Consider the following 12,548-nt stretch of genomic DNA (forward strand, 5'->3'; position numbering starts at 1 on the left):
GCCGCCACTTTAGATGCAGCCTCTGTGTTTTAGGAAAGGCCACGATGAACGATCCGCGCAAGAGCAGCGACAGCGAACCCACCACGCACTTTGGCTTCCAGAGCGTGCCGGAAAGCCAGAAGGCGGAAAAAGTCGCCGAAGTCTTTCACTCGGTCGCGGCCAAGTACGACCTGATGAACGACGTGCTGTCTGGCGGTATGCACCGCTTGTGGAAGCGTTTCACCATCGAACTGTCTGGCGTGCGCAGCGGCAACCGGGTGCTGGATATCGCCGGCGGCACCGGCGACCTGACCCGCAAGTTTTCCAGCCTGGTCGGCCCGACTGGCGAAGTGGTGCTGGCCGATATCAACGAATCGATGCTGCGCGTCGGCCGTGATCGCCTGCTCGACAAAGGCGTGGCCGGTAACGTCAGCTTCGTTCAGGCCGATGCGGAAAAACTGCCGTTCCCGGACAACCATTTCGACGTGGTGACCATCGCCTTCGGCCTGCGCAACGTGACGCACAAAGAAGACGCCATCCGCTCGATGCTGCGCGTGCTCAAGCCGGGCGGCCGCCTGCTGATCCTGGAATTCTCCAAACCGTCCAGTCCGCTGCTGTCGAAGTTCTACGACGCCTACTCGTTCAAGTTCATGCCGCTGGCCGGCAAGCTGATCACCAACGACGCCGAAAGCTACCGCTACCTGGCCGAGTCGATCCGCATGCACCCGGATCAGGACACCCTCAAGGCGATGATGGTTGAAGCTGGTTTCGAGCGCGTGACCTTCCACAACATGACCGGCGGCATCGTCGCCCTGCACCGCGGCATCAAGCCCTGATGCTGCTGACCGGGCTGCTGGCCGGCGTCGAGCTCGGCCTCAATCGCGTGCTGGCCATGGACAGCACCGCGCTGCCGCGCCTGGCGCGCTTGAGCGGCCGGGTGATTGCCGTGGAGTGCGCCGCGCCAAATCTGCAGCTGTTTATTCTGCCTAGCGCCAGCGGCCTGCAACTGGCCGCGCAATGGGCCGGCGATGCTGATTGTCACTTGCGCGCCCCCGCCGCCAGCCTGTTGCGCCTGGCCGTGAGCCGCGACAAGACCAGCATCCTGCACAGCCCGGACGTCACGCTGGATGGCGACAGCGCCGCCCTGCTGGAGCTGGCCGGAATCCTTCAGGACCTTGAGCTGGACTGGGAATACGAGCTGTCGCGCTGGCTCGGCCCAGTCGGCAGCCAGCTGCTCGGTGGCCATCTGCGCAGCCGGGTGAACTGGAGCAGCCAGGCGCTCGACAGCCTGCGCCTGAACCTGGCCGATTACCTCAGTGAAGAATCCCGCAGCCTGGTCGGCCAGCGCGAAGCCGATGCGCGCTTCGCCGAACTGGACCACCTCAAGCTATCCCTCGACCGACTCGACGCGCGCATCGAGCGCCTCGCCCAACGCCATAAGCCCATCGCATGAAGCTGCTTGCCGTTCGTCGTCTGTTGCGTATCCAGCGCGTAGTCATTCGCTACCAGCTGGACGACCTGTTATTCGCCCTGCCGCTGCCCTTCTGGGCACGCGCGCTGCGTTATGCGTTGCCCTGGCGCTGGCTGCCACGCCGCAACCTGCTGCTGTCGCGCGGCGCACGTCTGCGTCTGGCGCTGGAAGAACTGGGGCCGATCTTTATCAAGTTCGGCCAACTGCTTTCCACCCGCCGCGACCTGTTGCCCACTGATATCGCTGACGAGCTGGCCAAGCTGCAGGATCAGGTACCGCCCTTCGACCCGGCCAAGGCGCTGGCACTGATCGAATCCCAATTGGGCGCAAAGGTCGGTGAAGTGTTTGCCCGTTTTGATACGCAACCGCTGGCATCGGCCTCGGTCGCCCAGGTGCATGCCGCGCAGCTGAAAAGCGGCGAAGAGGTGGTGGTCAAAGTCATCCGCCCAGGCTTAAAACCGGTCATTGAGCAGGACATCGCCTGGCTATTCCTACTGGCCAAAGTGGCCGAGCGCGCCTCCGCGGATGCGCGTCGCCTGCGCCCGGTGGAAGTGGTCAGCGATTACGAAAAGACCATTTACGACGAACTCGACCTGCTGCGCGAAGCGGCCAACGCCAGCCAGCTGCGGCGCAACTTCGAAGGCTCGCCGCTGCTCTATGTGCCGCAGGTGTACTGGGATTATTGCCGGCCGAAGGTGCTGGTCATGGAGCGCATCTACGGCATTCAGGTTACCGACCTGGAAACCCTGGCCGATCAGCGCACCGATATGAAACTGCTGGCCGAACGCGGCGTGGAGATTTTCTTCACCCAGGTGTTCCGCGACAGTTTCTTCCATGCCGACATGCACCCCGGCAATATCTTCGTCAGCACGCGCACGCCATGGAACCCGCAATACATCGCGATCGACTGCGGCATCATCGGCAGCCTCACCGCTGAAGATCAGGACTACTTGGCGCGCAACCTGATTGCCTTCTTCAAGCGCGATTACCGTCGCGTGGCACAGCTGCATATCGACTCGGGCTGGGTGCCGGCGGAAACCAAGATCAATGATTTCGAGGCGGCGATCCGCACCGTCTGCGAGCCGATCTTCGAAAAACCGCTGAAGGACATCTCCTTCGGCCAGGTGCTGCTGCGCCTGTTCCAGACCGCGCGGCGCTTCAATATGGAAGTGCAACCGCAGCTGGTGCTGCTGCAAAAAACCCTGCTGAATATCGAAGGCCTGGGCCGCCAGCTCTACCCCGACCTGGATCTGTGGAGCACCGCCCAGCCCTTCCTTGAGCGCTGGATGCGTGAGCGCATCAGCCCGCTGCAGCTGCTGCGCAACCTGCAACTGCAGGCCGAGCAGGTGCCGCATCTGTCGCAAATTGCCCGTGAAACCCTTGAGCGCCTCAATCAGCAACCGGCCAGCCACCAGGAGCAGCCCGTGGCACGCCGCCAATGGCCTGCACGCTTGCTCGGCGCAGCGCTGATCGGTGGCGCTGCTACACAGGGCCTGGCGCTGAGCCTGATCGCCTGGCCGAGCTGGCTAATGCTGGCGGGCGGCCTCTATCTGGTGCTGCGCCGATAGCCACACCGGGTAGGCACTGGCACACTAGCTTTCTGAATCAGACAGCCCGAGATGGGCGGAACTTGCAATGACTGACTGGCTCGACGACATCAATTGGAACAGCGACGGCCTGGTACCGGCCATCGCCCAGGACCACAAGACCGGCCGTGTACTGATGATGGCCTGGATGAACCGTGAGGCGCTGTCCCTGACGGCCACCGAACAACGTGCCATCTACTGGTCACGCTCGCGCGGCAAACTCTGGCGTAAAGGTGAAGAATCCGGGCATGTGCAGAAACTGCATGAAATGCGCCTGGACTGCGACGCCGACGTGATCATCCTGATGATTGAACAGCTGGGCGGTATCGCCTGCCACACCGGCCGCGAGAGCTGCTTTTACCGGGTGTTTGAGAACGGCACCTGGAAAATCGTCGAAGCGGTACTGAAAGACCCGCACGCCATCTACAGCGCAGGACATACCCATGAGTAACTCGGCCATGACTGATACCCTGAGCCGCCTGGCCGAGGTGCTGGAGTCGCGCAAAGGCGCTGCCGCCGACAGCTCGTATGTCGCCAGCCTGTACCACAAGGGCCTGAACAAGATTCTGGAAAAGGTCGGTGAGGAGTCGGTGGAAACCATCCTCGCCGCCAAAGATGCAGCCGTCAGCGGCGACTGCAGCGATGTGATTTATGAAACCGCCGACCTGTGGTTCCACAGCCTGGTTATGCTTGCCGCCCTCGGCCAGCACCCCCAGGCGGTATTGGACGAGTTGGACCGGCGCTTTGGCCTCTCCGGGCACGCGGAAAAAGCCGCACGCTCGCAAGACTGATTAAACCTTCACTTTCGGAGTACGCATTATGGGATTCGGTGGCATTAGCATCTGGCAACTCCTGATCATCCTGCTGATCGTGGTCATGCTGTTCGGCACCAAGCGCCTCAAGGGCCTGGGTTCTGACCTGGGCGACGCGATCAAGGGCTTCCGTAAGTCGATGGACAACGGCGACGCAGAGAAGCCGGCCCCTGCCGTGGATGAGCCGAAAGGTCAGACCATCGACGCTCAGGCGCGCAAGGTCGAAGAACCGGCGAAAAAAGACTAAGCCATGTTTGATATCGGCTTTACCGAACTGCTGCTGGTCGGCATCGTCGCCCTGGTGGTGCTGGGGCCTGATCGCCTGCCCGGCGCAGTGCGCACGGCAGGTTTGTGGATCGGTCGGATCAAACGCAGCTTCAGCGCGATCAAGGCTGAGGTCGAGCGTGAGATCGGCGCGGATGAAATCCGCCGCCAGCTGCATAACGAGCAGATCCTTGAGCTGGAGCGGGAAATGAACGCGATGAAACAAAGCCTCAGCGCGCCGCTTAGCAGTACCAGCGAACCGAGCACAACCAACGCCGCACCCGCCGCAGAGCCGGCAGCCGCTACCGACAGCACCCGTCAGGACAAAAGCCCACAACCATGAGCCAACGACCGGACAGCGATCAGGAAATGCCCCTGGTCTCCCACCTGACCGAACTGCGCACGCGCCTGCTGCGCATTGTCGCAGCGGTGTTCGCCCTGTTTGCCGGGCTGTTCTATTTCTCTCAGGACATCTACGCACTGGTCGCCGCGCCACTGCGCGCTTACTTGCCGGAAGGCGCAACGATGATCGCCACCGGTGTGGCCTCGCCGTTCCTTACGCCGTTCAAGTTGACCCTGATGGTCGCTCTATTTCTGGCCATCCCGATCATCCTGCATCAGATCTGGGGCTTTATCGCGCCGGGGCTGTACAAGCATGAGAAGCGCATTGCCGTCCCGCTGCTGATCTCCAGCATCCTGCTGTTCTATGCGGGAATGGCCTTCGCCTACTTCGTGGTGTTCCCGATCATGTTCGGCTTCTTCGCCAGCGTGACCCCGGAAGGCGTGGCGATGATGACCGATATCGGTCAGTACCTGGATTTCGTTCTGACCCTGTTCTTCGCCTTTGGCGTGGCCTTCGAAATCCCCATCGCGACCTTTTTGCTGATCTGGGTTGGCGTGGTCGATGTCGCCACCCTGCGTAAAAGCCGGCCCTATGTGATCGTTGGCTGCTTCGTCGTTGGCATGGTGCTGACACCGCCAGACGTGTTCTCGCAAACCCTGCTGGCCGTACCCATGTGGTTGCTGTTTGAAGCAGGCCTGCTCTGCGGCAGCCTGGTCAAGCGCCGTGACGACGAGGAAACCGCGGCGACAGAGGAAAGCGACAGTTCGACCAACGACCAACCACCCGCTGCACAACCGTGAACCTGCTGCTGCTGGAAGACGGCGACTTTATCGCTGCCGACCGCGTGCTGCTCAGCGGCCGTCGCCTCAAGCACCTGCATGACGTGCACCGCGCCGAAGCGGGCGACAGCCTGCGCGTAGGCCGCCTGAATGGCCTGATGGGCAGCGGCCAATTGCTGCGCCTGGATGCTGAGCAGGCCGAGTTGTCTGTGGAGCTCGATCAGCCGCCGCCTGAGAAACTACCCCTGACCCTGCTGCTCGCCCTGCCCCGGCCGAAGATGCTGCGGCGCGTGTTACAAACCGTCAGCAGTATGGGCGTGCCTCGGCTGATTCTGCTGAACAGCTACCGGGTGGAAAAAAGCTTCTGGCAGACGCCTTTCCTCGAACCCGCAGCGATTCGCGAACAGCTGATTCTCGGCCTGGAACAGGCCCGCGATACCGTGCTGCCGGAAGTCATTATCGAGAAGCGCTTCAAGCCCTTTGTCGAAGATCAGCTGCCTGGCATCGCTGCTGGAACAGTGGGCTTGGTCGGCCATCCCGGCGACTTCCCAGCCTGCCCGCGCGCAGTCGAACAGCCTGTGACGCTGGCCATCGGCCCAGAAGGCGGCTGGATTCCCTACGAAGTGGAAAAGCTCACCGAAGCCGGCCTGCAGCCGGTGCAGCTGGGCGCGCGAATTCTGCGGGTGGAAACAGCGGTTACTGCATTACTGGCGCGACTGTTCTAACCCTGCTCCTGCAGTTGATGCCAATGCGCCGGCAGTAGCTGACCCTTGAGCGCTGGCGCTTCAACCAACTGAACGTCACGCGGCTGCAGCGGCTCACCACAGTCCGAACACACCAGTACGCCATGCATCGGCTGGCCGCAGCTGCGGTGGATGTGCCGGATCGGTGCACCCTCGGCGCCGCTCATATGGCGGTCGCCCCAATGCACCAGCGCCATGATGGCCGGATACAGATCACGGCCCTTGGCGCTCAGGCAGTACTCCTCACGCAACGGCCGCTGCTGATACGCCACCTTGTCCAGTACGCCCGCTTCAGCCAGTTTTTTCAGGCGATCGGCCAGCACATGCCGGGTAATCCCCAGACGTTTCTCGAACGCATCGAAACGACGAATACCGAGAAAACTCTCGCGCAGCACCAACAGCGTCCAGCGATCACCCACCACCGACAGGGTGCGGGCCAGCGAGCAGGGTTGCTGCTCCAGTTCTTCCCAACGCATAAGCCAACCTCCAACAGCAATGGCTCACGATAGCTTGACAGGTTCCAAAATGGAACCGACTATCGAACCAGGTTCCAAAATAGAACTGATGGAGACAGCAATGAGCGAACGCAAAACAATTTTGGTCGTCGGCGCCGGTGACGCCACCGGCGGCGCCATCGCCAAACGCTTCGCCCGCGAGGGTTACGTCGCCTGCGTGGCACGACGCAACGCCGAGAAACTCGTGCCATTGGTGGCGGAGATCGAAGCGGCTGGCGGAACTGCCCGCGCCTTTGGTTGCGATGCACGCGTTGAGGAGCAGGTGATCGAGCTGTTCGCCACCATTGAGCGCGAGGTCGGCCCTCTGCATGCGGTGGTGTTCAACATCGGCGCCAACGTGCAGTTTTCCATCACCGAAACCACCGAGCGGGTCTACCGCAAGGTCTGGGAAATGGCCGCGCTGGCCGGTTTTCTTACCGGTCGTGAGGCGGCCAACGTGATGCTACCGCGTGGCCAGGGCACGATCATCTTTACCGGCGCCACCGCTTCCTTGCGTGGCCGGGCCAATTTCTCTGCCTTCGCCAGCGCCAAGTTCGCCTTGCGTGCGCTGGCCCAAAGCATGGCCCGCGAACTCGGCCCCAAGGGCATTCATGTCGCCCACCCGATTATTGACGGGGCCATCGACACCGCGTTTATCCGCGACACCTTTCCGCAGCTGTACCAGCTCAAGGATCAGGACGGTATTCTCAATCCCGACCACATCGCTGACACCTACTGGCAGATCCATTGCCAGCCTCGTGATTGCTGGGTGCATGAGCTGGATCTGCGACCATGGTCTGAGACGTTCTAACGACTGCGCGCTCGCCCAATAACAAGATCTCCCGAAGGAGCATGCAATGAGCAAAACCCTGGAATTCTTTTTCGATTTCGGCAGCCCAGCCAGCTACCTGGCCTGGACCCAGGTGCCGCGAATCGCCCACGAAGCCGGCGCGCAGCTTATCTGGCGACCGATGTTGCTCGGTGGCGTATTCAAAGCCACCGGCAACCAGTCGCCGGTCATGATCCCGAGCAAGGGCGCCTGGATGCTCAGGGACCTCGCACGCTTTGCCAGCCGCTATGGCGTGCCGATGGCCTTCAATCCGCACTTCCCGATCAACACCCTCACCCTGATGCGCGGCGCAGCCGGTTATCAGGGCAGCGAGCGCTTCGAGCACTACGTGAAAACCCTCTTCGAGGCGCTGTGGGTGCAACAAAAAAACCTCAGCAAGCCCGAGGTCGTGGCCGAGGTATTGAGCAACGCGGGTTTCGACCTAACTGAGTTTGAGCAACTGGTCAGCGATGAAGCGGTAAAGGAACGCCTCAAGGCCACCACTGAAGAAGCGATCAAGCGCGGCGTGTTTGGCGCACCGACGTTCTTCATCGGCCAGGAGATGCACTTCGGCCAGGACCGCCTGGACTTTGTCGCCGAAGCCCTCGCGCGCTAGCCGAGCTGCTAGCTCTCCAGCAAAAAGGTCACCGGCCCGTCATTGACCAGATGCACCTGCATATCGGCCCCGAACCGGCCAGTGGCAACCTGCGAGTGTTTGCCGCGGGCCTGGGTAACCAGCAGGTCGAATAGCTCCGCGCCCAGCGCCGGTGGTGCAGCACTGGAAAAGCTTGGGCGCAGGCCGCTCTTGGTGTCGGCGGCCAGGGTGAATTGCGACACCAACAGCAAGCCACCGCCACTATCGCTGAGCGACAGGTTCATCTTGCCAGCCGCATCGCTGAACACGCGGTAGTTGAGCAGCTTGTGCAGAATTTTCTCGACACTGGCCGGGGTGTCCTGCGGCTCGACGCCCACCAGCGCCAGCAAGCCATGATCAATTGCGCCAACCACCTCACCCGCCACTTCTACTCGGGCGCCACGCACCCGCTGAATCAGTGCCTTCATGCTTCGTCCGGAGACAGGTTGAGTAGGCGCCGCGCCAGGTCGTCCGCCGCACGCACCAGGGCATCGGTAATGCCGACTTCTGCGGCCGAATGGCCGGCATCACGGATGATCTGCAGTTCGCTGTTCGGCCAGGCCTGGTGCAGCGCCCAGGCGTTGTCCAGTGGGCAGATCACGTCATAGCGGCCGTGCACTATCACCCCAGGTAGATGGGCGATCTTCGGCATGTCGCGCAGCAACTGATCGGTTTCGAGGAAAGCGTTATTGACGAAGTAATGGCATTCGATGCGGGCAATCGACAGCGCGCGGAGGGCGTCACTGAAACGGTCAACCACCTGAGGATTGGGGCGCAGGGTGGCGGTACGGCCTTCCCAGGTCGACCAGGCTTTGGCGGCATGCATCTGGGCTATCTGATCCGGGCCGGTCAGGCGTTTGTAGAAGGCCTGTACCAGATCACCGCGCTCATCCGCGGGGATCGGCGCGAGGTAATCTTCCCAGTAATCGGGGAACAGGCGGCTCGCCCCTTCCTGATAGAACCACTGAATTTCCTGCGGGCGACACAGAAAGATGCCGCGCAGAATCAGCCCATGCACGCGCTGCGGATGAGCCTGAGCATAAGCCAGCGCCAGGGTCGAACCCCATGAGCCGCCGAACAGCACCCATTTGTCGATGCCGAGGTGCTCGCGGATCTGCTCCATGTCAGCGATCAGTGCCTGAGTGGTGTTGTTCTCCAGGCTGGCGTGCGGTGTGGAACGGCCGCAGCCACGCTGATCAAACGTGACAATACGGTACAGGTTGGGGTCGAAATAGCGCCGGCTCGCCGCGTCGCAGCCGGCGCCCGGGCCGCCATGAATGAACACCACAGGTAGACCATCCGGCGAACCACTCTCGTCGACATACAGCACGTGCGGCGCCTGCACCGCCAGCTCATGACGGGCGTAGGGTTTAATCTCCGGATACAAGGTCTGCATGGCATGCTCCTGACTTGACCTGAATAATGCGCGGCGTAACGTCGACGGCCTTGCGCCGAACACCCACGGGCGCAACCGCTTTAAGCTCTGCCGGGCATCATAACCATGAAAAAGGAGTTCAGCATGCCAACACGGATATTTGCCTTAGCTTTCCTACTGTTTTGCACCCTGCTCGCCGGTTGCGGCGCCAAAGATGATCCACAGGCCGCGCTGGAAGCAGCCGTGCAACAACTGCAGGACAACCTGGAAGCGAAGAAGAACAACGCGGTACTCGACCAGTTGCACCCGCAGTTCTCGGCCCAAGACGAATTTGACCGTGAGTGGGCGCAGCGCACCATGTTGCTGCTGTTTATGCGCCACAAAAACATCAAGGTGCTGGCCCTGAGCAAGAACAGCTACCTCGACACGACCTACCGCGAAAAAGGCCACACCGAAGCCCAGATCGGCCTGGCCGGTGCAGAGGGTCTGATCCCCGATAGCGCACGCCACTACAGCGTGAAGATGGAGTGGTGGCTTGAAGGCGATGAGTGGAAGCTGGCACGGCTGAGCTGGCAATAAGCCGCCTACAGAAAGGCTGCGGGCGGCTAACAGAGTTACCAGTCCAAGCTGAGCCCAAGGTTAATGCCGTGCTGGCGGTCTGTAGTGCCACGGAAGTTGTAGCCTGCACTCAGCTTTAACTCATTCCCCAAAACATGCTGCACACCGAAGCTGGCCAACGTCTGTCCATTGGCTGGCGTATGCCCCTGCAGTTCGAATTGATTGCCCGACACGGAGTTAAGCCCCATTTTCAAGTCACGCCGGTCGTCCTCGAACTCGCGTTCACGGGCGACCTCGGCATACAGCTGGGTGCTGTTGCTCAATTGATAATTAAGCTGCAGGCCTACACCCAAGCGGCGACTGTCACGCTGCTGATCGCCAAAGTTGAGTGCCGTGGAACTGTTGCCCTGCTCGGCATAACCATCCACATCCACCCGTGCCAGATCGGCACTGATAAAGGGGCTGACACGCCAGTCAGTGCCGGCATTGGCCAGGTCATAACCAATTCGCGCAGACAGCGCATAGAGCTTGCCATCGGTATCGCCTTTCTCGCGGCGCTCGGCAATCCCCAGAGCAAACTGACGATTGAGGTCGCTGTAGTCCAGCTGCCCCAGACTCAGGCTGGCATCAGCCCACAGACGCTCCTTTTGGTACTGGGAAAAGGCGCTGAGCAAATAGCTGCGCAGGTCGTACTCGGAATCGTTGTCGCTCTCCAATTGCTGATGCTGTAAGCCCAGCGAGAGGCCGAAGCGCCAGTTTTCATCGAAGCGGTAACTACCGCCCAGGTGGACGCCCAAGCCATCACTGTCACCACCACTCGTGGCAGCATCACGCTGAAACTGCTGACGCATGCCGCTGGCCGTGACAAAACTACGCCACTGACCCTGAGCCTGCCAAAGGCCGCGATCTGTTTGCCACTCACTGCGCAATTGCTGCTGATGGGCATTCAGGCTGGCCATCGCCATTTCCGGCAGCAGGGACACTTCCCAGGGCGCGCCCAGTATCGAAAAAATATAATCCGCACTGATCTGTTGCACGGCTGCAGTCGGATGCACCCCGTCATTGAACATCAAGCGGTCAGGGTTGGGCGTGAGCCCTGTGATGCCCCAGGTCGGATCGGCCAGGCAACTACTGCCGCTGAAGCAGACATCAGTCTGCGCCACCAAGGGGTCGAAGCCGAAAGAGGCCAGATCAGCCTTCACCTCGGTAAGCAAACCGCGGAAATTGAGGCGAATGACATTGCCGCCCAATGCAGCCAACTGAGTACCCAACTCATCGTTGAGCAGCCCTGATGCATTCGACCAGGCCGCGCGGAAGCCGGTGGCGAAACCCGCTGGCGTCAAGCCGACGTCAGGTAGATCGGCGACGATAATGGTCCGCGCGCCTGCAGCCTGAAGAGCCGCTACCCCCGCGACCAAATCAGCCGCTGCAGCCGCAGCGCTTGCCTGGTCAGTCACAACAAACTGCAGCACATCGTTGCCACCACCATTGATGTAGAACAACGCATCGGGATCAACGCGTGGCACATCTACCAGATACCCATTACGAGTACGACTGGTGCCGCCGCCAGCATCCACCACAGAACCATTGGCGGCGGTGATCGAACTCAGGATCTGATCAGTGCGATAGCCGCCCACGGCATAGTTGGTGCCATCGGCGTTACCAGTCAGTATCTGCGGCAGAATGGGTGTCGAGGGCAGCGCCTGTAGGCCTAGCAGGGAAGCCAAACGCTGGGTGGCAACCGTATCGAAGTACTCGCTGTTATTGCCTAAGTAGTTCGGTCCAGTGCGGTTGGTAAAGCGCACCCCTCCAGTCGGGTTCCCCCCCAGTAAAGGGCTACCCAGATCCGGAAACTGCCCACTGTCGCTCAAGGAATCGCCAAAAATGATCAACTGCGAATAAGGCATGGCTTGTGACGCTGCAGACAGACTCGCCAGCAGCGCAGCAGCGCTCAAGGCTTTCAATGGATGACTCATGGGGTTCCCCTTCTTATTGTGATGCCCTACACAGGCAAGCGAAGGAGACTAATGAGAACCCACGCACGCGGCCCTCACCCAAACGGGTAAATAGAAAGCCTATTCAGCGGTTGAATAGCGCTATATCACCCAGGGAATAAACATTCTGCTGCGCTGCATATAGTCGCGGTATGCCTCGCCAAACTGCTGCAGACACTCAGCTTCGTCGCGCTTGGCAGTCAGCCAGAGTGTCAGGCTGGCCAGCAGTGCCAGAACCAGGCTCAGGCCATTAGGTTGCTTACAGGCCACGCCCCAGGCCAGCAATAGCAGCGAGGCGTACAACGGGTGGCGGATGTGGCTGTAGATGCCGCTGGTCACCAGCTGCGAGGTGCGTTCGAAGGCAAACAGCTCGGCATCCGTGCGTTGCTCGTTCGGGCGGCCCATGCGGCGCAATTGATAAAGACCGGGAAACAGCACCAGCAGCGAAGCGAATAACAGGCCCCAGGACACCAGCTGATGAGCGGAAAAACGGTCGACAAACCACTGCGGCCCGTTGAGCACCAGTAACGCCAGGATCGCCTCCCAGGCAAAAAAACGGTAGAAGCCGTGGGACTTGGGCCGCTGCAATGCCCGCCAGGACAGCGCCATCAACACCAGCGTCCCCAGCGCAAAAGCGCCCCCTTGCAACCACGCCATAGAACCTCTCCAATTTTGCGCGCTGGCCTG

17 protein-coding genes are annotated in these 12,548 nt (G+C 61.0%); 12 read left to right on the forward strand and 5 right to left on the reverse strand.

The features are described 5' to 3' along the window. Nucleotides 1–44 precede the first annotated feature (44 nt). The 9 genes from ubiE to ALTER154_RS19920 all read left to right on the forward strand — a co-directional run bounded on the left by ubiE (nt 45) and on the right by ALTER154_RS19920 (nt 5,959). Nucleotides 45–815, forward strand: coding sequence for a bifunctional demethylmenaquinone methyltransferase/2-methoxy-6-polyprenyl-1,4-benzoquinol methylase UbiE (gene ubiE, locus ALTER154_RS19880; protein ID WP_090254901.1), 771 nt, complete (start codon nt 45–47; stop codon nt 813–815). After that, entirely contained in the window at nt 815–1,432 is a 618-nt protein-coding gene (locus tag ALTER154_RS19885) for an SCP2 domain-containing protein (protein ID WP_160089666.1), read from the forward strand. Before ubiE ends, ALTER154_RS19885 begins: the two co-directional genes overlap by 1 nt. Further along, on the forward strand, nt 1,429–3,018 hold the full coding sequence (ubiB, locus tag ALTER154_RS19890) for a ubiquinone biosynthesis regulatory protein kinase UbiB (protein WP_160089668.1): 1,590 nt from the start codon (nt 1,429–1,431) through the stop codon (nt 3,016–3,018). Before ALTER154_RS19885 ends, ubiB begins: the two co-directional genes overlap by 4 nt. Nucleotides 3,019–3,085: 67 nt before the next feature. Beyond that, entirely contained in the window at nt 3,086–3,487 is a 402-nt protein-coding gene (hisI, locus tag ALTER154_RS19895) for a phosphoribosyl-AMP cyclohydrolase (protein ID WP_160089670.1), read from the forward strand. 7 nt (nt 3,488–3,494) lie between these two features. Then, nucleotides 3,495–3,827: a phosphoribosyl-ATP diphosphatase gene (locus ALTER154_RS19900; protein WP_090255176.1), complete on the forward strand. Its 333-nt coding sequence runs from the start codon at nt 3,495–3,497 to the stop codon at nt 3,825–3,827. Nucleotides 3,828–3,855: 28 nt separating this feature from the next. Beyond that, a complete protein-coding gene (tatA, locus tag ALTER154_RS19905; protein ID WP_090254894.1) occupies nt 3,856–4,095 on the forward strand; it encodes a twin-arginine translocase TatA/TatE family subunit in 240 nt (79 codons plus the stop codon). A gap of 3 nt (nt 4,096–4,098) precedes the next feature. Next, the gene (gene tatB / locus ALTER154_RS19910; RefSeq protein ID WP_160089672.1) at nt 4,099–4,455 is read left to right on the forward strand and encodes a Sec-independent protein translocase protein TatB; all 357 of its coding nucleotides are present in this window, start codon (nt 4,099–4,101) and stop codon (nt 4,453–4,455) included. Next, nucleotides 4,452–5,255 carry a twin-arginine translocase subunit TatC gene (gene tatC / locus ALTER154_RS19915; protein ID WP_160089674.1) on the forward strand — a complete coding sequence of 268 codons (804 nt, stop codon included), beginning with the start codon at nt 4,452–4,454 and terminating at the stop codon, nt 5,253–5,255. The genes tatB and tatC overlap by 4 nt, the downstream gene beginning before the upstream one ends. Then, nucleotides 5,252–5,959, forward strand: a complete 708-nt coding sequence (locus tag ALTER154_RS19920) for a 16S rRNA (uracil(1498)-N(3))-methyltransferase (protein WP_160089676.1) — start codon at nt 5,252–5,254, stop codon at nt 5,957–5,959. The genes tatC and ALTER154_RS19920 overlap by 4 nt, the downstream gene beginning before the upstream one ends. On the opposite strand, the gene ALTER154_RS19925 is transcribed toward ALTER154_RS19920, so the two are convergent. After that, entirely contained in the window at nt 5,956–6,453 is a 498-nt protein-coding gene (locus ALTER154_RS19925; RefSeq protein ID WP_160089678.1) for a helix-turn-helix domain-containing protein, read from the reverse strand. The two genes, ALTER154_RS19920 and ALTER154_RS19925, sit on opposite strands and share 4 nt — an antisense overlap. Before the next feature lie 100 nt (nt 6,454–6,553). Here ALTER154_RS19925 and ALTER154_RS19930 point away from each other — a divergent pair, with 100 nt between their 5' ends. Both ALTER154_RS19930 and ALTER154_RS19935 read left to right on the forward strand, forming a co-directional pair. Further along, nucleotides 6,554–7,282, forward strand: a complete 729-nt coding sequence (locus ALTER154_RS19930) for an SDR family oxidoreductase (protein WP_160089680.1) — start codon at nt 6,554–6,556, stop codon at nt 7,280–7,282. A gap of 46 nt (nt 7,283–7,328) precedes the next feature. Further along, on the forward strand, nt 7,329–7,916 hold the full coding sequence (locus ALTER154_RS19935) for a 2-hydroxychromene-2-carboxylate isomerase (RefSeq protein ID WP_160089682.1): 588 nt from the start codon (nt 7,329–7,331) through the stop codon (nt 7,914–7,916). Between the two features lie 8 nt (nt 7,917–7,924). On the opposite strand, the gene dtd is transcribed toward ALTER154_RS19935, so the two are convergent. Both dtd and pip read right to left on the reverse strand, forming a co-directional pair. Further along, a complete protein-coding gene (gene dtd / locus ALTER154_RS19940) occupies nt 7,925–8,362 on the reverse strand; it encodes a D-aminoacyl-tRNA deacylase (RefSeq protein ID WP_160089684.1) in 438 nt (145 codons plus the stop codon). After that, on the reverse strand, nt 8,359–9,330 hold the full coding sequence (gene pip, locus ALTER154_RS19945) for a prolyl aminopeptidase (protein ID WP_160089686.1): 972 nt from the start codon (nt 9,328–9,330) through the stop codon (nt 8,359–8,361). The genes dtd and pip overlap by 4 nt, the downstream gene beginning before the upstream one ends. 123 nt (nt 9,331–9,453) lie before the next feature. Between pip and ALTER154_RS19950 the strand changes: the two genes are divergently transcribed. Next, complete coding sequence (locus tag ALTER154_RS19950) at nt 9,454–9,888, forward strand: hypothetical protein (RefSeq protein WP_160089688.1); 435 nt, start codon at nt 9,454–9,456, stop codon at nt 9,886–9,888. Nucleotides 9,889–9,923: 35 nt separating this feature from the next. On the opposite strand, the gene ALTER154_RS19955 is transcribed toward ALTER154_RS19950, so the two are convergent. Together ALTER154_RS19955 and ALTER154_RS19960 are read right to left on the reverse strand one after the other, a co-directional pair. Next, on the reverse strand, nt 9,924–11,843 hold the full coding sequence (locus ALTER154_RS19955) for an autotransporter domain-containing SGNH/GDSL hydrolase family protein (RefSeq protein ID WP_160089690.1): 1,920 nt from the start codon (nt 11,841–11,843) through the stop codon (nt 9,924–9,926). Nucleotides 11,844–11,963: 120 nt separating this feature from the next. Continuing rightward, nucleotides 11,964–12,518 carry an isoprenylcysteine carboxylmethyltransferase family protein gene (locus tag ALTER154_RS19960; protein ID WP_160089692.1) on the reverse strand — a complete coding sequence of 185 codons (555 nt, stop codon included), beginning with the start codon at nt 12,516–12,518 and terminating at the stop codon, nt 11,964–11,966. Nucleotides 12,519–12,548: the final 30 nt, after the last annotated feature.

It is taken from the genome of Pseudomonas sp. 9AZ (genome assembly GCF_902506525.1).
GTDB classification, from domain to species: Bacteria; Pseudomonadota; Gammaproteobacteria; order Pseudomonadales; family Pseudomonadaceae; genus Aquipseudomonas; species Aquipseudomonas peli.

Excerpts from the sequence above, each read along its gene's own strand:
- tatA (WP_090254894.1), top strand. The coding sequence starts at position 3,856 with ATGGGATTCGGTGGCATTAGCATCTGGCAACTCCTGATCATCCTGCTG.
- dtd (WP_160089684.1), bottom strand. The coding sequence starts at position 8,362 with ATGAAGGCACTGATTCAGCGGGTGCGTGGCGCCCGAGTAGAAGTGGCG.
- ubiE (WP_090254901.1), top strand. The coding sequence starts at position 45 with ATGAACGATCCGCGCAAGAGCAGCGACAGCGAACCCACCACGCACTTT.
- ALTER154_RS19925 (WP_160089678.1), bottom strand. The coding sequence starts at position 6,453 with ATGCGTTGGGAAGAACTGGAGCAGCAACCCTGCTCGCTGGCCCGCACC.
- ALTER154_RS19950 (WP_160089688.1), top strand. The coding sequence starts at position 9,454 with ATGCCAACACGGATATTTGCCTTAGCTTTCCTACTGTTTTGCACCCTG.
- ALTER154_RS19930 (WP_160089680.1), top strand. The coding sequence starts at position 6,554 with ATGAGCGAACGCAAAACAATTTTGGTCGTCGGCGCCGGTGACGCCACC.
- ALTER154_RS19935 (WP_160089682.1), top strand. The coding sequence starts at position 7,329 with ATGAGCAAAACCCTGGAATTCTTTTTCGATTTCGGCAGCCCAGCCAGC.
- pip (WP_160089686.1), bottom strand. The coding sequence starts at position 9,330 with ATGCAGACCTTGTATCCGGAGATTAAACCCTACGCCCGTCATGAGCTG.
- ALTER154_RS19900 (WP_090255176.1), top strand. The coding sequence starts at position 3,495 with ATGACTGATACCCTGAGCCGCCTGGCCGAGGTGCTGGAGTCGCGCAAA.
- hisI (WP_160089670.1), top strand. The coding sequence starts at position 3,086 with ATGACTGACTGGCTCGACGACATCAATTGGAACAGCGACGGCCTGGTA.
- tatC (WP_160089674.1), top strand. The coding sequence starts at position 4,452 with ATGAGCCAACGACCGGACAGCGATCAGGAAATGCCCCTGGTCTCCCAC.
- ALTER154_RS19885 (WP_160089666.1), top strand. The coding sequence starts at position 815 with ATGCTGCTGACCGGGCTGCTGGCCGGCGTCGAGCTCGGCCTCAATCGC.
- ALTER154_RS19960 (WP_160089692.1), bottom strand. The coding sequence starts at position 12,518 with ATGGCGTGGTTGCAAGGGGGCGCTTTTGCGCTGGGGACGCTGGTGTTG.
- tatB (WP_160089672.1), top strand. The coding sequence starts at position 4,099 with ATGTTTGATATCGGCTTTACCGAACTGCTGCTGGTCGGCATCGTCGCC.
- ubiB (WP_160089668.1), top strand. The coding sequence starts at position 1,429 with ATGAAGCTGCTTGCCGTTCGTCGTCTGTTGCGTATCCAGCGCGTAGTC.
- ALTER154_RS19955 (WP_160089690.1), bottom strand. The coding sequence starts at position 11,843 with ATGAGTCATCCATTGAAAGCCTTGAGCGCTGCTGCGCTGCTGGCGAGT.